The organism is Arthrobacter endolithicus (genome assembly GCF_026627425.1).
GTDB lineage: Bacteria > Actinomycetota > Actinomycetes > Actinomycetales > Micrococcaceae > Arthrobacter_M.
Genome location: NZ_JAPNLH010000006.1, coordinates 72116 through 89124, shown reverse-complemented (window position 1 = coordinate 89124; position 17009 = coordinate 72116). Strand labels below are relative to the sequence as shown.

16 protein-coding genes are annotated in these 17009 nt (G+C 64.1%); 5 read left to right on the top strand and 11 right to left on the bottom strand.

Annotation, left to right across the window (positions count from 1 at the left end; translation table 11 throughout):
- Positions 1-182: 182 nt before the first annotated feature.
- Complete coding sequence (locus tag OS914_RS07080) at positions 183-1193, top strand: aldo/keto reductase family protein (protein ID WP_267545350.1); 1011 nt, start codon at positions 183-185, stop codon at positions 1191-1193.
- A gap of 50 nt (positions 1194-1243) precedes the next feature.
- On the opposite strand, the gene OS914_RS07075 is transcribed toward OS914_RS07080, so the two are convergent.
- The 8 genes from OS914_RS07075 to OS914_RS07040 all read right to left on the bottom strand — a co-directional run bounded on the left by OS914_RS07075 (position 1244) and on the right by OS914_RS07040 (position 10379).
- Positions 1244-2308 (bottom strand): sodium:calcium antiporter, encoded by a 1065-nt coding sequence (locus tag OS914_RS07075; RefSeq protein WP_267545349.1) that lies wholly within the window; start codon positions 2306-2308, stop codon positions 1244-1246.
- Positions 2309-2558: 250 nt separating this feature from the next.
- Positions 2559-3371 (bottom strand): HpcH/HpaI aldolase/citrate lyase family protein, encoded by an 813-nt coding sequence (locus OS914_RS07070; protein WP_267545348.1) that lies wholly within the window; start codon positions 3369-3371, stop codon positions 2559-2561.
- A complete protein-coding gene (locus OS914_RS07065) occupies positions 3368-3877 on the bottom strand; it encodes a MaoC family dehydratase (RefSeq protein WP_267545347.1) in 510 nt (169 codons plus the stop codon). The genes OS914_RS07070 and OS914_RS07065 overlap by 4 nt, the downstream gene beginning before the upstream one ends.
- Positions 3874-4527 carry a CoA transferase subunit B gene (locus OS914_RS07060; RefSeq protein WP_267545346.1) on the bottom strand — a complete coding sequence of 218 codons (654 nt, stop codon included), beginning with the start codon at positions 4525-4527 and terminating at the stop codon, positions 3874-3876. Before OS914_RS07060 ends, OS914_RS07065 begins: the two co-directional genes overlap by 4 nt.
- 1 nt (position 4528) lies before the next feature.
- Entirely contained in the window at positions 4529-5320 is a 792-nt protein-coding gene (locus tag OS914_RS07055) for a CoA transferase subunit A (protein WP_267545345.1), read from the bottom strand.
- Positions 5321-5391: 71 nt separating this feature from the next.
- Entirely contained in the window at positions 5392-6555 is a 1164-nt protein-coding gene (locus OS914_RS07050) for an acyl-CoA dehydrogenase family protein (protein ID WP_267545344.1), read from the bottom strand.
- Positions 6548-8767, bottom strand: coding sequence for an acetyl/propionyl/methylcrotonyl-CoA carboxylase subunit alpha (locus OS914_RS07045; protein WP_420713881.1), 2220 nt, complete (start codon positions 8765-8767; stop codon positions 6548-6550). The genes OS914_RS07050 and OS914_RS07045 overlap by 8 nt, the downstream gene beginning before the upstream one ends.
- 4 nt (positions 8768-8771) lie before the next feature.
- Positions 8772-10379, bottom strand: a complete 1608-nt coding sequence (locus OS914_RS07040) for a carboxyl transferase domain-containing protein (protein WP_267545343.1) — start codon at positions 10377-10379, stop codon at positions 8772-8774.
- Positions 10380-10514: 135 nt separating this feature from the next.
- Here OS914_RS07040 and OS914_RS07035 point away from each other — a divergent pair, with 135 nt between their 5' ends.
- Positions 10515-11174: a TetR/AcrR family transcriptional regulator gene (locus tag OS914_RS07035; protein WP_267545342.1), complete on the top strand. Its 660-nt coding sequence runs from the start codon at positions 10515-10517 to the stop codon at positions 11172-11174.
- Positions 11175-11319: 145 nt separating this feature from the next.
- Here the strand turns inward: OS914_RS07035 and OS914_RS07030 are convergent, their stop codons facing one another.
- From OS914_RS07030 to pdhA, 3 genes are read right to left on the bottom strand one after another with little or no spacing between them, the layout of a single operon-like run.
- A complete protein-coding gene (locus tag OS914_RS07030) occupies positions 11320-12765 on the bottom strand; it encodes a dihydrolipoamide acetyltransferase family protein (RefSeq protein ID WP_267545341.1) in 1446 nt (481 codons plus the stop codon).
- Between the two features lie 2 nt (positions 12766-12767).
- Positions 12768-13778: an alpha-ketoacid dehydrogenase subunit beta gene (locus OS914_RS07025; RefSeq protein WP_267545340.1), complete on the bottom strand. Its 1011-nt coding sequence runs from the start codon at positions 13776-13778 to the stop codon at positions 12768-12770.
- Complete coding sequence (gene pdhA / locus OS914_RS07020; RefSeq protein WP_267545467.1) at positions 13778-14851, bottom strand: pyruvate dehydrogenase (acetyl-transferring) E1 component subunit alpha; 1074 nt, start codon at positions 14849-14851, stop codon at positions 13778-13780. The genes OS914_RS07025 and pdhA overlap by 1 nt, the downstream gene beginning before the upstream one ends.
- A gap of 267 nt (positions 14852-15118) precedes the next feature.
- Between pdhA and OS914_RS07015 the strand changes: the two genes are divergently transcribed.
- The 3 genes from OS914_RS07015 (at position 15119) to OS914_RS07005 (ending at position 16918) form a co-directional block, all read left to right on the top strand.
- The gene (locus tag OS914_RS07015; RefSeq protein WP_267545339.1) at positions 15119-15595 is read left to right on the top strand and encodes an Lrp/AsnC family transcriptional regulator; all 477 of its coding nucleotides are present in this window, start codon (positions 15119-15121) and stop codon (positions 15593-15595) included.
- A 178-nt stretch (positions 15596-15773) separates the two neighbouring features.
- A complete protein-coding gene (locus OS914_RS07010; RefSeq protein ID WP_267545338.1) occupies positions 15774-16193 on the top strand; it encodes a DUF4383 domain-containing protein in 420 nt (139 codons plus the stop codon).
- A 2-nt stretch (positions 16194-16195) separates the two neighbouring features.
- Complete coding sequence (locus OS914_RS07005) at positions 16196-16918, top strand: hypothetical protein (RefSeq protein WP_267545337.1); 723 nt, start codon at positions 16196-16198, stop codon at positions 16916-16918.
- The last annotated feature ends 91 nt before the right edge of the window (positions 16919-17009 follow it).

Here is a 17009-nt window from a genome sequence, read left to right as displayed (position 1 = left end):
CGCGGGAGAAGTTGGGCCGCCGGCTGCTGGTCCGCCGATCAGTGCCAGGAAAGACGACGGCGACAGGACGGACGACGGCGGCATAGGCTGGGACTGACCGCTCGCCGTCGCCGTCTGCCCCGCAGGCGGAGGGGCGAACAAGGTCCTTCAGCACCAGACATCGGCGGAAGCAGGAATGACCCATGGAATTCAGGTACCTCGGCAACAGCGGTCTCAAGATCTCCGAAATCACCTACGGCAACTGGCTCACGCACGGCTCGCAAGTCGAAAACGATGTCGCCGGCCAATGCGTCCGCGCTGCGTTGGATGCCGGCATCAGCACCTTCGACACGGCGGACGTCTACGCCAACACGGCCGCGGAAACGGTTCTCGGTGAAGCACTGAAGGGCGAACGCCGCCAGTCCCTGGAAATCTTCACGAAAGTTTTTGGTCCCACCGGCCCCAAGGGGCACAATGACGTCGGCCTGTCCCGTAAGCACATTCTGGAATCAATCGATGGCTCGCTCCGTCGGCTGCAGACGGACTATGTTGACCTCTACCAGGCGCACCGCTACGACGTCGAAACCCCCTTGGAGGAGACCATGCAGGCCTATGCGGACGTGGTCCGCGCAGGAAAGGCGCTCTACATCGGCGTCAGCGAATGGACCGAGGAGCAGATTCGCGCCGGCCATGCGCTGGCCGAGGATCTGGGTGTGCAGCTGATCTCCAACCAGCCTCAGTACTCCATGCTCTGGCGTGTTATCGAGGAGAAGGTTGTCCCGGCCTCGGCGGAACTGGGCCTGTCCCAGATCGTCTGGTCCCCCATCGCCCAGGGCGTCCTGTCGGGCAAGTACCAGCCCGGGCAGCCCGCGCCGGAAGGCAGCCGCGCCACGGACAAGAAGGGCGGTGCGGACATGATCAAGCGCTGGATGTCCGACGACGTCCTCACCGGAGTGCACAAGCTCCAGCCCATTGCCGACCAGGCTGGCCTGACCATGGCGCAGCTGGCCATCGCGTGGGTGCTGCAGAACAAGAACGTTGCCTCCGCCATCATCGGGGCCTCCCGTCCGGAGCAGGTCGCGTCCAATGTGAAGGCCGCCGGCGTGAAACTCGACGCGGAGGTACTGGCCGGGATCGAGGACGCGATCGGCTCGCTGGCCGAACGCGACCCGGAAAAAACCAAGGACAGCTCACCAAGGTCACGCGAGGCCTAAGATGCAGGCCAGGAGTGGGGCTGCGGAGATGACGTGCACGCATTGGTACATCAGGTGGTGGAGGCGACCGCGAAGAGCCCGGCGATACCGAGCAAGTAGAGGGCCAGCACGACCAGGGAATCCATGCCCATCGCCAGCACTTTCTTTTTGGGCCGGAAAATGAGCCCGAGAACGTAGACCAGGGTCAGCAGGATTGCCAGCGCCGTGAGGTAAATGTCCGTGGCCTGGGCCTGCGGCAGCACAGGTTTTCCGGAAATAAGCACCGCCACCAGGAACAGCACCGGCAGGAAGGCGTTGCCACCGAAAATGTCGCTGAACGCCAGCTTGTAGTCTCCCTGCTTGACCGAGGTCAGCCCGGTTGAAATCTCCGGCAGAGAAGTGGCCAAAGCCAGGAACGTGGCTCCAAAGAGAACCCCGGACAGGCCGATGTGCACGGCGATCGCCTCGCCGCTGCGCTCCAGGACAACGCCGGCACCCAAGGTAGCCACCGCCGCGATGGCGAAGATCAGCACGGATTTTCCCGTACTGATGTGCTGGTTACGGCGGCTGGTTGCTTTCTTGGAGTGTCCCTTTGGTTTCTCCTGGCCGCCCGGTGCGTCTCCCTGCTGCTGCCAGGCGAGCGATTTTTGTGCCCGCTGGACCAGGACCAGGCCGGCAACCCAGATACCGGCGATGAGCACGGCAGCTGGGGTCAGTCGGAAAGCAATGAGGTTGTTGGGCATCTGGCTGCCGGCAATCACGACGCCGAGGACAGCGACGACTGTCACCGCCTCGATCACCAAAGCCAGCGAGGCTGCCTTATAGCTAAGCGGTTCGCTGCCCTTGGTGCCGAAGACATCAAGAATCACCAGCACCACTGTCTGGACGCCGATGCCGCCCAAGATGTTGCCGACAGCTACGCCGACGTTGTTGGACGCGGCAGCACTGACCGTGATAGCGAGCTCCGGCAGGTTGGTGGCAATCGCCAGCAGGATCAGTCCGCCCAGGGCCGCGCCGAGGTGGAGCCGGTCATCGAGCACATCCGTCTGTTTCGACAATTGACTGCCCGCCACCCAAATAACCGCCGCTCCGGCGACGAAAATCAAGATCAGGACCGCCAAGGGCAGTGATTCCATCCTCAGTAACCTTTCCCGCACCCCGAGGCCCCGCCGGACCTACTTGCATTTGCGCAATAGCCAGCCTACTTATCAAGTGAGTGCCGTGGCTAGTCCGGCAGGAAGGGTAACGGTGGGATCGGCTCAGCATGACGATGAGGTCGTTGTAGCGGAAGGGCGTGTGCCCGACTGCAAGTTTGAGAACCCGATAGAACCGCTGACAGATGCGCGGGAATAGCCAGATCGCAGACACGCATCCGTCCGCCAAAAGCTACTGCAGGCCGGCGCGCCGCAGGGTCTGGCGTGCATGCTTGAGGATGGGCCCGTCGATCATCTTGCCCTTGTAGGCAAAGACTCCCGATCCTGACGCGGCAGCGGCGGCGAGCAATTCCTGCGCGGACGCCACATCCTCCGCCGCCGGGGTATAGGCATCCCGGATGACGGCAACCTGGCCGGGATGGATACAGGCGGTAGAGCCGAACCCGGAGGCGACGGCGTCTCGTGCCTCAGCTGCCAGGCCCGCGAGATCGGGAATGTCCACGTAGACGGCATCGATTGCCGTTTTGCCGTATGCCCCGGCCGCCAGCAGGACACTTGACCGGGCGTGCACGGCCACGGCGCGGTAACCGCCGTCGTCCTTCCTGCTGGACGCGCCGCCCAGGGAGGCAACGAGGTCTTCCGCGCCCCACATCAGCGCGACTACGTTGGGAACCTGGGCGAGCCGGGGGGCCTCCAGCACGCCCAGGGCCGTTTCACACAGCGCGATAAGGTCGTACCCGACGAGTCCGGACAGCGCCCGGGCGTCCTCTGCCTTCGCCACCATGACGGTCCGGTACTGGGTCTGCCGCAGCGCCGCGAGGTCTGCATCCGCCTCCGGTGTACCCAGCGGGTTGACCCGCACAATGGTCCGGCCCGGGTCCTGTTGATTGTCGATCAGATGCCTACGCGCGGCCGGCTTATCCACGGGTGCGACGGCGTCTTCGAGATCAAGAATCACCGCATCTGCCCGATCCGCGGCCTTGTCATAGCGCTCCGGACGGTCAGCCGGGCAGAAGAGCAGGGCCGGGCCCATGGTGAAGGTCATGCGTCGGGCCCCTGGATCTTCGCTGCGGCGTGCCCTTCTGCGGTCCACATCAGGCAGCTGCGCTCCAGGGTTGCCACCACTACCCCGTTCTGGTTCCGGCCGGTGTGCGCCATGGTGACGATTCCCTGTCCCGGACGGGAGGCCGAGAGCCTTTTGGCGGTAATCACGGTCTGCGTATAGAGGGTGTCGCCGTGGTACATCGGGTGCGGAAAATTCACGTCCGTCAGTCCCAGCTGCGCCACGATGGTGCCTTGCGTCAGCTGAGTGACGGACTGGCCGACGACGGTGGCGAGGGTGAACATCGAATTCATCAGCCGCTGCCCGAACGGCTGGGTGGAACTCCACGCCGCATCCAGGTGCAGGGCCTGAGTATTCATGGTCATGGTGGTAAAGAGCACGTTGTCTGCTTCAGTGACCGTACGGCCGGGTTTGTGTGCGTAGCTCACCCCGACGTCCAGTTCATCGAAGTACAGTCCACGTTGCTCCACCACCCGCTGTCCACTCATACGTCATCCTCGTTATGGATTTCGATCTCCAGTTCCGCACCAGTGGCGGCAACAACCTCATCAACGGTCACCCCCGGCGCGATTTCCCGCAGCACCAGGCCGTCCTCCGTCACGTCGATCACGGCCAGATCTGTGATGATACGGTCCACGCATCCCTTGCCGGTCAGCGGCAGAGTGCAACGATGCACGATCTTCGGCTTACCGCTGCGGTCCGTATGTTCCATCATGATAATCAGCCGTTTCGCTCCGAAGACCAGATCCATGGCGCCGCCCATGCCCTTGACCATCTTGCCGGGGATCATCCAGTTGGCCAGATCGCCGTTTTCGGCGACCTCCATGGCGCCGAGGACTGCCACATCCACGTGGCCGCCCCGGACCATGCCGAAGGATGCCGCGGAATCGAAGAATGCCGCGCCTTTATTAACTGTCACGGTTTCCTTCCCGGCATTGATCAAATCCGGGTCGACGTTTTCCTCGCTGGGGTATGGTCCGGTGCCGAGGATCCCGTTTTCGGAGTGCAGCACCACCTCGACGTCGGCCGGGATGTAGTTGGGAATCAGGGTCGGCATGCCGATGCCAAGATTCACGTACTGGCCGTTCGTCAATTCTTTTGCCACGCGTGCCGCGAGTTCGTTGCGGGTCAAGGCCATCTCATACTCCGTTCGTTGCGGTCGAGGAGTCGGGGACCGAAACGGTGCGCTTCTCGATTCGCTTCTCGCTGTGCGGCGCGCCCGCGGGGACGTGGACCACTCGCTGGACGAAGATGCCCGGCACGTGGATGTGTTCCGGATCTAGCTGTCCCGGTTCCACTAGTTCCTCCACCTCGGCGATGGTGATCCTGCCGGCCATCGCGCAGAGCGGGTTGAAGTTCATGGCGGTGGCATGAAACACGAGGTTTCCGTGCCTGTCCCCCTTCAGCGCATGCACCAACGCAAAGTCCGGGGTGACTGATTCCTCAAGCACGTAGTCCGCACCGGCAAAGCTGCGCACCTCCTTAGGTTCGGAGGCAACGGCTACGTTGCCGCCGCCGTCGTACTTGCGCGGCAGGCCGCCTTCACTGACTTGCGTGCCGACGCCTGCGGTGGTGTAGAAAGCCGGGATACCTGCCCCGCCGGCGCGCAGCTTCTCCGCCAGCGTGCCCTGCGGAGTAAGCTCGACCTCCAGCTCGCCGGCCAGGAACTGCCGCGCAAACTCCTTATTTTCGCCAACATAGGACGATATGGTGCGCCGAATGCGGCCGTCCGACAGCAGGATACCCAGCCCCCAGTCGTCGACGCCGCAGTTGTTGCTGATGGTTTCCAGATCGGTGGTGCCCTGATCATGCAGCGCGGCGATCAGAGCCACCGGAATACCACACAGGCCGAACCCGCCGACGGCCAAGGAGGCACCGTCACGGATATCGGCCACGGCCTCCGCGGCGGTGTGGACGACTTTATCAATCATTCGTTGATCCTTTCCGTTGTACCGATCATAGGGGGTTGGCGAGTGCCCGACGGATGCCGGGCCACCGGGGGCTACAGACCGAGGTCGCGGGCAATCAGCATGAGTTGGACCTCGGTGGTGCCCTCGCCGACCTCCAGGATCTTGGAATCACGGTAGTGCCGGGACACCACAAATTCGTTGATGAACCCATAGCCCCCGAACACCTGCGTGGCGTCCCGCGCATTGTCCATCGCGGCCTCGCCTGCCACCATTTTGGCGATGGCAGCCTGGACCTTGAAGTCCTTACCCGCGAGCATCCGGGCCGCTGCGTCGTAGTAGGCCAGCCGGGCCGTGTGGGCGCGGGCCTGCATCCGGGCGATCTTGAAGGAGATGCCCTGGTATTTGCCGATGTTGTGGCCAAAGGCGCGGCGCTCCCGGGCGTAGCGGACGGATTCGTCCACGCAGCCCTGCGCGGCACCGGTAGCCAGAGCGGCAATCGCGATCCGTCCCTCATCCAGAATGCTCAGGAAGTTAGCAAAGCCGCGGCCCTGCGCACCGAGCAGGTTCGCCTCGGGGACGCGGACGTCCTGCAGGGTCAGCGGGTGAGTGTCCGAGGCGTTCCAGCCCACCTTGTTGTAGGCCTTCTCCGCCTTAAACCCTGGCGTGTCGGCCGGAACCAGAATGGTGGAGATTTCCTTTTTGACGGAGCCATCGCTGCGTTCTGAGGTCCCGGTAACGGCAGTGACCGTGATCAGTTTGGTGATGTCCGTTCCGGAATTGGTGATGAATTCCTTGTTGCCGTTGACCACCCACTGCCCGTCGTCCAGATGAGCATGCGTTTTAGTCCCCCCTGCATCGGAGCCGGCCTCCGGTTCGGTCAGCCCGAAGCCTGCGAGCGCCTTGCCGGAGGCCAGCATGGGCAGCCACTGCTGTTTCTGCTCCTCGTTGCCGAACCGATGGACCGGCATGGCGCCGAGGGAGACACCGGCCTCCAACGTGATCGCCACCGACTGGTCCACCCGCCCCAGCTGTTCCAAGGCGAGGGCGAGCGCAAAGTAGTCTCCGCCCTGGCCGCCGAACTCCTCCGGGAAGGGCAGTCCGAACAACCCCATGTCAGCCATCTGGGAGACTACTTCGTAGGGGAAGCTGTGCTGCTGGTCATGCTTGGCAGAAACCGGAGCCACCACGGTGTCCGCGAAGTCGCGTACCATGTCGCTGAGATCCTGGTAATCCTCACTGAGTTCAAAATCAGGCATTGCTGGAAGCTCCTTTTGGGTCTGTCTTTGCTGTCTCTGCTGTCTTTGCCGGATCTGCTGTCTCCCCCGGATGGATCGTTGCCACGATCTGATCTGCCCTGACCAGGTCCCCGGTCTTGACGCTGATGTGGACGGTGCCGTCGACGGAGGCCGTCAATTGGTGCTCCATCTTCATTGCCTCCACGGCCAGCAGCGTCTGTCCGGCTTCCACCGCATCCCCGTTATTGACGTTGACGGCGACGACGGTCCCGGGCATGGGCGAGCGCACTTGAGGATCCGCTGCACTGCCCTCCCTGGGCATCCCCGCACGGATCCGGGCCGTGACCGCCTCACGGTCCAGCACGCGCAGGGAACAGGACCAGCCACCCTCGAAGAACTGGTAGCCGGTACCCGCACCTGTGGCGGCCAGCCGATACCGGTGAACCTCTCCATCCACGGTCACTTGCGCCGTCGGGATCCCGGAAGCTGCCGACGCTGCTGTCCCCGCTGACGCTGTCCCCATCGGCGCTGCCGGCTGCAAGGTCGCCTGCCGGATTGGTCCGCCATTGAGCTGAACCCGGGCAGCAAAACCATAGCCCCGGCCGGTGACAGTCACCAACGCGTAGGGACCCGGACCTGCCAGCACCACCCGCCACGGGGCATCCTCGCCCAGCCGCCACCCGTCGTGCAACCCCCACGGTGAGAGCCGGGGATGTGAATAGTCCGGTGTTTGGCGATAAAGCAGGGCCGCCGCAATGTACTCCGGATCGGAGGCCTTGCGAAAATCGAGCCCGGGCAGCTTGCGTTCGATCAGTGTGGTGTCCAGCCTGCCCGCGCGGACGTCGTCGTCGTTGATCAGCAGCCGCAGGTATTCGATGTTCGTCTCCACGCCGAGAACCACATACTCGCTCAGCGCCCGATCCAGACGGTCGAGCGCGGTGGCCCGGTCTTCGCCCCAGGCGATCACTTTCGCAATCATCGGGTCGTAGTTGGGGGAAATCTCCAGTCCGCGGATCAGCGCGCTGTCTACCCTGATGCCCGGCTGCCCGGTGATGGACTCATCCAGTTCCAGCACGGTGCCAATGGAGGGCATAAAACCGCGCTCGGGGCTCTCCGCGTAAACCCGCGCCTCCACCGCATGGCCGGATAGTTCGACGTCGGCCTGTGCCAACGTGAGCGGCTCCCCGGCCGCGATGCGCACCTGCCATTGAACCAAATCCACTCCGGTAATCATCTCCGTCACCGGGTGTTCCACCTGGAGGCGGGTGTTCATTTCCATGAAAAAGAACTCACCGGGCGCGTCGTCGGAGACCAGGAACTCGACGGTGCCGGCGCCGGTGTAAGCAACGGACCGGGCCGCGTTGCACGCGGCCTCGCCGAGCCGCGCCCGGATGGCGGCGCCGTCGTGCTGGGATTTCAGCAACGGTGAGGGCGCCTCCTCGACAACTTTCTGGTGCCGGCGCTGCAGGGAGCACTCGCGCTCACCCAAATGGATCACAGTGCCAAAGTTGTCCGCCAGTACTTGAACTTCAATGTGCCGCGGCGAGGAAATGAGACGTTCCAGGAACAGCGTGTCGTCACCGAAGGCGGACGCCGCAACACGGCGCGCCGTTGCCAGCGTGGCCGGCAGTTCCTCGGCGCGTTCCACCACATGCATGCCCTTCCCTCCACCGCCCGCGGACGGCTTGATCAGCAGCGGATAGCCTACATTCACGGCTGCCGCGATCAGCTGCTCATCACTGAGGCCAGGCTCGGCGATACCGGGCACCACCGGAACGCCTGCCTGAACCACATGGTTCTTCGAGCGGATCTTGTCCCCCATGACGTTCAAGGCTTCCACGCCGGGGCCTATGAAGACGATGCCCGCCGCTTCCAGGGCCTGCGCGAAGGCCAGGTTTTCGCTCAGGAACCCGTAGCCGGGATGCACGGCCTGCGCCCCCGTTTCCCGGCAGGCGGCAATGATCGCGTCACTATTGAGGTAGCTTTCACTCGCGGCGGCTGGTCCGATGCAGATGGCCAGATCGGCGTCGAGCACGTGCCGGGCGCCGGCGTCGGCCTCGCTGTAGACCGCCACGGAGCGGATGCCCATGCGGCGCAGGGTGCGGATCACGCGGCTGGCGATCTCGCCACGGTTCGCGACCAGGACGGTGGTGAACAGGGGTGGGCCCAAGGCCGGCATGCCGGCGAGGTTACTGCCGGCGGCCGGCGGGGCAGGTACGTTCAGGTTGGTCATATGCTCACATCCGAAAGAGGCCGAAGGAGGTTTCGGGCAGCGGTGCCCTGGAACAGACGTCCAGTGCCAGTCCCAGCACCCGGCGCGTATCCGCCGGATCTATCACGCCGTCGTCCCACAACCGTGCGCTGGAGTAGTACGGACTGCCCTGTTCCTCGTACTGGGCTTTGATCGGCGCCTTGAACTCCTCCTCCTCTGCGGCGGTCCATTCACCCCCGCGTCCCTCGATCTGCTCACGCTTCACCGTGGCCAACACGCCCGAGGCCTGATTGCCGCCCATCACCGAAATCCGGCTGGCCGGCCACATCCACAGGAAACGCGGCGAATAGGCCCGCCCGCACATCGAGTAATTGCCTGCACCGAAGGAACCGCCGACGACGACGGTCAGCTTGGGCACGCGGGCGGTGGCGACGGCGGTGACCATCTTGGCCCCGTTTTTGGCAATGCCGCCGCGCTCATAGTCCTTACCGACCATGAAGCCGGAGAGGTTCTGCAGAAAAATCAGCGGAATCCCGCGCTGATCGCATAGTTCGATGAAGTGCGCACCTTTGAGTGCTGATTCGCTGAACAGCACTCCGTTATTGGCCACGATCCCTACGGGGTGGCCATGCAACCGCGCGAATCCGGTGACCAGCGTGGTGCCATAGTTCATCTTGAATTCGTGGAATCGACTGCCGTCCACCAACCGGGCAATGATTTCCCGGGCATCGTAGGGGGTGTTGAGATCCGTCGGGACGGCGCCGTAAAGCTCCGCCGGATCCGCCTCCGGCTCAATGCTGGTTTCGATGTCCCACGCGGGCGCCGCCGGTTTGGCCAAGGTGGCCACAATGTCCCGGACGATCTGCAGCGCGTGACGGTCGTTGTCCGCCAAGTGGTCGGTAACGCCGGAAATCCGCGAATGCACGTCCCCGCCGCCGAGCTCCTCTGCGGTGACAATCTCCCCGATGGCGGCCTTCACCAGCGGCGGTCCGCCCAGGAAGATGGTCCCCTGGTTCCGCACTATCACCGTCTCGTCGCTCATTGCCGGTACATACGCGCCCCCAGCGGTGCACGATCCCAAGACCGCGGCGATCTGCGGAATTTTGGCGGCTGACATCTTGGCCTGATTGAAAAAGATCCGGCCGAAGTGCTCCTTGTCCGGGAAAACCTCATCCTGCTTTGGCAGGAAAGCGCCGCCGGAATCCACCAGATAGATGCACGGCAGCCTGTTCTCCAGTGCTATTTCCTGCGCCCGCAGGTGCTTTTTCACCGTCATCGGGTAGTACGTGCCGCCCTTGACCGTGGCGTCGTTGGAAATCACCAGAACCTGGCGAGAGTGCACCAGGCCGATGCCGGCAATCACACCGGCTCCCGGAGAAGCACCACCGTACATGCCGGCAGCTGCCAGGGGTGCGATCTCCAGGAAGGGGCTCCCTTCGTCCAGCAGCTGGTCTACGCGGTCCCGCGGCAGCAGTTTTCCTCGGGCCAGATGCCGCTCCCGCGAACGCTCCGGGCCGCCGAGGGCGGTCACCGTAAGCCGCTCGCGGAGCTCGGCGGCAAGTGCCCGTTGGGCTGCATCGTTGGCCCTGAAGGCGGTGCTGCCCGCATCCACCCGGCTTTCAATCGTCTCCATCGACAACTTCCTATTTCAACAATCAGTTAGTACCGATTAACTGAATTTAGGTTAGTCTGGATTAACCGTGATGTCCACCACAGGAGACCGATGAGCAGGGAAACACCCGCCCCGGGGCCGGCCCAGACTGGCGCTATGCAGGCAGGAGCCGTACAGGCAGGAGCCTTACAGAGCGGCGCCGCACAGAAGCAGACAGTGCCGTCGCTAACATTGCGCGGACGCGCCAAGGCCAGCCGGCGGCAGCTGATGCTCACTGCCGCTGCGGAGCTGTTTGCGCAGCACGGCTTCTCCCGCGTCTCCATTGAAGACCTCGGCGCCGCCGCGGGCGTGAGTGGCCCGGCTGTTTACCGTCATTTCAGCGGTAAACAGGCCGTTCTTGGCGCCCTGCTGGTGGGCGTCAGCGACGATCTGCTCCAGGGCGGGAGCGCCGTCGTTGCTCAGGCCGCTGACGGTCAGGCGGCCCTTTGCGGGCTGATCCGCTTCCATGTGGACTTCGCCCTTGCTAATCGCGACGTCATCCGCGTGCAGGACCGGGATCTGGACAGCCTCGCCGCCGACGACAAGGCCGCCGTCCGCACCCTCCAGCGCAGCTACATAGATGTCTGGGTAAAACTGCTCGGACGCCTCCAGCCCGGAACGGCAACAGCCATTCTGCGGCTGAAGGTGCAGGCGACGTTTGGCCTGATCAACTCCACTCCGCACAGCGCCCGGAGCCAGCATGGCGGTGTCTGCGGCGAAACGGCGCGCCCGGTTCTGGAGGCGATGGCCCTGGCCGGCCTGCTGGCCCGCGCCTGACACGCCGACATCGGCCGCCTTCCCACCATCGGCCCGCCTTCCCAGCCACGCCAGCGCGTTCAAAGCCCCAGCCAGCGCCCCCAAAGGTCACTAAGTGCCGTTATGAGCCGCTTTTGACGGCACTTAGCGACCTTTCGCCGCAGCGTCAGATCATGGTGAGAACCATGCCGGGTTCCGACAGGATAGCGCCAATATCGGCCAGGAACCGTGAACCCTGCTCGCCGTCCACCAGCCGGTGGTCGAAGGAAAGGCTCAGGGTCATCACCTCACGCAGGGCGATCCCGCCGTTGAACTCCCACGGCTGGCGGCGCACCGCACCCATGGCCAAAATGGCGGCCTCCCCCGGGTTGAGGATCGGTGTCCCAGCGTCAATGCCGAAAACACCGATGTTCGTGATCGAAATGGTGCCTCCGCTCAGTGCCGCAGGCGTGGTTTTCCCGGCCCGCGCCGTGTCCGTCAGCTCCGTCAGCGCGGTGGACAGCTCCATCAGGCTCAGGCCTTGGGCATCCTTGATATTGGGTACCATGAGTCCGCGCGGAGTAGCGGCGGCGATGCCGAGGTTGACGTAATTCATGGTGACAATTTCAGCTGCTGCCTCATCCCACCGCGAGTTCACCGATGGCTGCCGCGCCGCTGCAATGCAGAGCGCCTTGGCCACGAGTGTCAGCGGGGTGAGCTTATATCCGGCAAAAGCCCGGGCAGCCTTGAGCTTTGCCAGCAGTTCCATGGTCGGAGTGACGTCGATGGTCAGGAATTCGCTCACGTGCGGAGCGGTGAACGCACTGGCAACCATCGCCGCGGCGGTATGTTTCCGGACCCCCTTGATGGGGGTGCGGGTTTCACGCCCGGCACCCGCTGGCATAGGGAGATCGGTTGCCCTTTCCGCTGCAAGACCAAGGCCGTCGGCGGCCGCGGCAGGATCCGCAGCGGCCAGCACGTCCTCGCGGACAATGAGCCCCCCGCGACCCGTTCCAGCAACGGCTGCCAGTTTCACCCCGAGATCCTTCGCCAGTTTGCGCACCGGAGGCGTTGAGCGCGGACGCTCTCCGGCGACGGCTGCGGCCGCGGCCGCAGGTGCAGGTGCAGGTGCAGATGCAGGTACAGATGCAGTAGTTTGAGCTGGTGCGTCGTTGGAACTCCCCGCACCCGCGGACGGTACTGATCGATCACCGGACGAAATCGTACGACGGCGGCGCACCGGCCGGCCGCCCTTTTCCACTTCTGCGCCGTACCCGACGAGGGTGGGGATCCGCTTTGCGTCCGTGGTTTCCACGAGCTCGGCAGAATTCGCTTGGCCGACCGCCGCCGATCCTCCGCCGCCGGCGGCACCGACGCTGCCGCCGTCATCGAGGCCCGGCAACTCAAAGGAGACGATCGGGGACCCGACCTCCACCACGGTGCCGGGCTGCTCGTGCAGTTTCGCGATCACTCCGGCATACGGCGAAGGCAGCTCCACCACGGCTTTGGCGGTCTCCACCTCGGCAATCACCTGGTTCAGCGCGACGGTATCCCCCACCGCAACCTTCCATGCCACAATCTCGGATTCCGTCAGGCCTTCGCCCAGATCCGGAAGCCTGAATTCCTTGATCATCCTCACCCTTCCAGTCCGCTCAGCGAGTTCGGCCGGCCCAGCGCGCGATCCACGCCGTCCAGAATCCGGTCCAGGTCCGGCAGATGATGCTTCTCCAACTTCGACGCCGGGTACGGGATATCAAAGCCCGTGACGCGCACCGGCGCTGCCTCAAGGTAGGAGAAGCAGCGCTCCGTGATGCTGGCCGCGATCTCCGCCCCCAAACCGCCGGACTGCGCGGCTTCGTGCGTAATCACCAGACGGCCGGTCCGGCGAACCGAGGCCTCCAGCGGGGCGAAGTCAAGGGGTGCCAGCGAGCGCAGATCAATTACCTCGATGGAGATCCCTTCATCCGCTGCGGCCATGGCGGCCTCCCGTGCGGTCTGCACCAGCGGCCCATAGGTCACCAGCGTGACATCCGTTCCCGGCACCACCACCTGAGCACTTTCCATCGAGGGCATCTGTGCCAGGTCCTGATTCTCGTTGACTTCGCCCTTGGTGTGGTACCGCCGCTTCGGTTCGAAGTACAGCACCGGGTCGTCGCACGCAATGGCCTGGCGGATCATCGAATAGGCGTCCTGCGGGTTGGACACACTGATGACCCGCAGCCCCGAGGTGTGGGTGAAGTACGCCTCCGGGGATTCGGAGTGGTGCTCCGGGGAGCCGATACCTCCACCGAACGGGACCCGGATGGTGATCGGCATCTTGACCTTGCCCTGCGTGCGGTAATGCAGCTTGGCGACCTGCGCCACGATCTGGTCAAAGGCCGGGTAGATAAAACCGTCAAACTGAATTTCGCAGACCGGTCGGTAGCCGCGGTAGGCAAGGCCGACGGCGGTACCCAGAATGGCAGATTCGGCAAGGGGCGTATCGACGACCCGTCGGGCGCCGAAATCTTTTTGCAGCCCATCGGTAATGCGGAACACTCCGCCGAGTTTGCCGATGTCCTCGCCCATCAGCAGGACCTTCGGGTCGTCATCCATCGCCTTGCGCAGACCGGCATTGATGGCACGGCTAAATGTCATGGTGGACATCAGTTGCTCCCTTCCGCATCGGCAAGAGTGTCCAGATAGCGGGAATAGTGATCCCGCTGGCGCTCCAGCCAGGAGTTTGGCGTGCTGTAAACATTGTCGAAAACGTCCATCGGTTCCGGTTCCGGCAGGCCAATGCAGCCGGCCCGCATTTCCTTGGCAACCGCGTCGGCCGTGGCGGCGACGGCGGCCTGCAATTCCGGTGTGAATAGGCCTGCGTGCGTCAACAGCGCCTCCAGCCGGGTGATGGGATCTTTGGCCGCCCAATCCTCCAGCTCATTGGCGTCCCGGTAACGGGTCGGATCATCCGCCGTCGTGTGTGGGCCCATCCGGTAGGTGACCGCCTCGATGAAGGTCGGCCCGCCACCGGTCCGGGCGCGGTTCAGGGCAATCCGGGTGGCTGCCAGGACCGCAAGCACATCATTGCCGTCAACCCGCAGCGACGGAATGCCGAAGCCCGGGGCGCGGTCCGCGATCGGAACGTGGCTTTGCAGTCCGACGGGTTCGGAAATGGCCCAGTGGTTGTTCTGACAGAAGAAGACCACCGGTACCTGGAAACTGGCCGCAAAAACAAGCGCCTCATTGACATCTCCCTGGCTCACAGCGCCGTCACCGAAGTAGGTGATCGCGGCGCAGTCCGCGCCGTCGTTCTGGATTCCCAGCGCGTAACCGGTGGCGTGCAGCGTCTGGGCACCGATGATGATTTGCGGCGTCGCCATGTTGATCTCAAATGGATCCCAGCCGGAGGAGACATTTCCGCGCCACACGCGCAGCAGGTCCGTCAGGTCCACGCCCCGGCAGTACGCAACGCCGTTCTCGCGGTAGCTGGAAAAGACAAAGTCATCTCTGCGCAGGGCACGCCCGGAGCCGATCTGTGCAGCTTCCTGACCGAGCAGCGGAGGCCACAGCGCCAGTTCGCCCTGACGCTGGAGGTGCGTAGCCTCGGTATCGATCCTGCGGATGACCACCATGTCCTCATAGAGTGCACCAAGACGGTCGGCGTCAATGTCCTCCAGCCAGCGGTCAAAATCCGGGTGGCTGACCCGGGCTCCCGTTGCGGTGACGAGCTGGATCATGTCCGGCTCCGCAAAGCCCGCGGTCGGGGCTGTTTTGTCCTTCAACACAGTTACACACAACCTTTATCTGTTGTCCTGACAGACCCGGGAAATTGTGGTCCCCGGCCGGTCCCAGTCTGCGGTTTGTGGCCGCGCGGCTGCATCCAGGCTCCCTTGCCCGTATGTAGTGTGACCCTACTCACAGGAGTCGGAAGGTTCAACCGGGAGCCGTGAAACTGAGCAAAATGCACCATTTTGCTCCCCTTCTCCGTGCTATTGTTGCGCACTATGCAAACCCCCGATGGTACCGACCTGCGGCTCCTGCTGGAACTGGCCAAAGACCCGCGGCGCACCGTGGTGGCGCTGGCACAGAAGCTGGGGCTCTCGCGCAATACCGTCCAGGCGCGGATGGCGGCATTGGAGTCGCGGAACGTCTTTCTCTCCTTCGAGCGGCGGATCAATCCCGTCCCTCTGGGTTACCCCCTGCTGGCCTTCATCTCCATCCATGTCCAGCAGCACAAGCTTGGCGTGCTGACCAATTCGCTGGCACAGATTCCCGAGGTGGTTGAGGCCTTCGGGCTCACCGGCGCCGCCGACTTGTTGGTCCGGGTGGTCTGCACGGACGCCGAAGACCTCTTTCGGATCAATGGCAAAATTCAGGCCTGCGACGGCGTTGAAAGGACTGATACGTCGCTGGCCATGGGTGAGTTGATCCCCTTCCGGCTCAATCCGCTGCTGCAGCGCGGGCCCCGCCCCGCCGGGTAAGGCCCAGCGGGCAAAGGCAGCCGTCGGGATCCACACGGCTGGCGTGCAGAAGAATTCCAGAGTGAGCGCCAATCCATTACCGTCAGGGCAGCGAACTATGGGTGCACGTTCCGCTTGGAACTGTCGACACCCCCGGGAACCGCCGTGCTGCGGATCCCGCTACGGAAGGTTTTTCCTCATGCGTACTTCACCCAACAGGCTGATTGCCACGATCTTCGGTGCCGTCTACCTTCTGGTGGGTATCCTCGGATTCTTCGTCACATCCGGAGTCGGTTTCTTCGCCACCGAGGGTCAGAATCTCATCATCTTCGCCGTCAATCCCCTGCACAACATCATCCACCTCGCGATCGGCGCAGCGCTGCTGATCGCCGGCCTGACATCCATCCCCTCTGCCAAGGGCGTGAACACCACCGTGGGTGCGGTCTACCTGCTCGTTGGTATCGTAGGCCTGTTCCTGCTCGGCAGTTCGCTGAACATCATCGCCCTCAACGGTGCGGACAACGTCCTGCACCTGGCCAGCGCCGTTCTGCTGCTGGGCGTCGGGCTCTCGCAGGACAAGTCCGTAGCGCGCCGCTCCACTGCCGCGCAGACTGTATAACCATGTCCGCCGCTACTGCGCACCGTGAGCTTTCCGGAAATGTTGCCGGCGCCGGTTCCTCCGGCACGGCCGCTTTGCTCCCGGAAGCGGTCCGGCTCTTCACCGGTTTCGCGGGTATCGGCGCGGCGGCGGTCATCTTTGGGCTGAGCTCCAACCTCGTTGCCGCCGCCGTCCAGGAAGCCGGGTCAACGGCAGCGCAGTCCGGGAGTACGACGGCGGCTGCTGCCCTTGGGGTTGCGGCTGCGGTTGTTGTTGGCGCTTGGGCTCTTTGCCTGCTGCTGTGGTCCATCGGGTCATTGCGCCGGGGCGCCCCCGTCTGGCCGCTGCTGACCGGCAGGCTGTTGCCGGCAGCGGTGGCCCTCCAACTGGGAGCAATTATTTACGGCCTGTGGCAGTTGCCGGCAGCTAACCGGACGTTCGACCGCAGCTCCGCGTGCGCCGTCGTACTGGAGCTGGCAATTCTGGGCTCCGTCGGCTGGCTGCGCCGCAGAGGCGGACCGGACCAGCCGACGGCTGCGGCGCCTTCGGAGCCTGCTCAGCTCAAGGCTCCACCGGCCGGACGACTGCTGGCGGCGATGTTCGCCGCCGCCGTGCTTGTCGCGGCCGTGGCAACACCGGGCCTGGCCGCCACCACCGCCGGGCTGCATGCAGTCCCGCACGGAGAACACGGCGCCCACAGCCCTTCGGTTCCCGCACTCCAAAACCCGGCCGGGCATCACCACTGACTTCCCGCGGGCGGAACAGGCTTGCTGACCGCTGCGCCCAATGACAGATGCGTTCGATCAGAATTGCGTTCAGGGTGAATTGCGCCCGCTA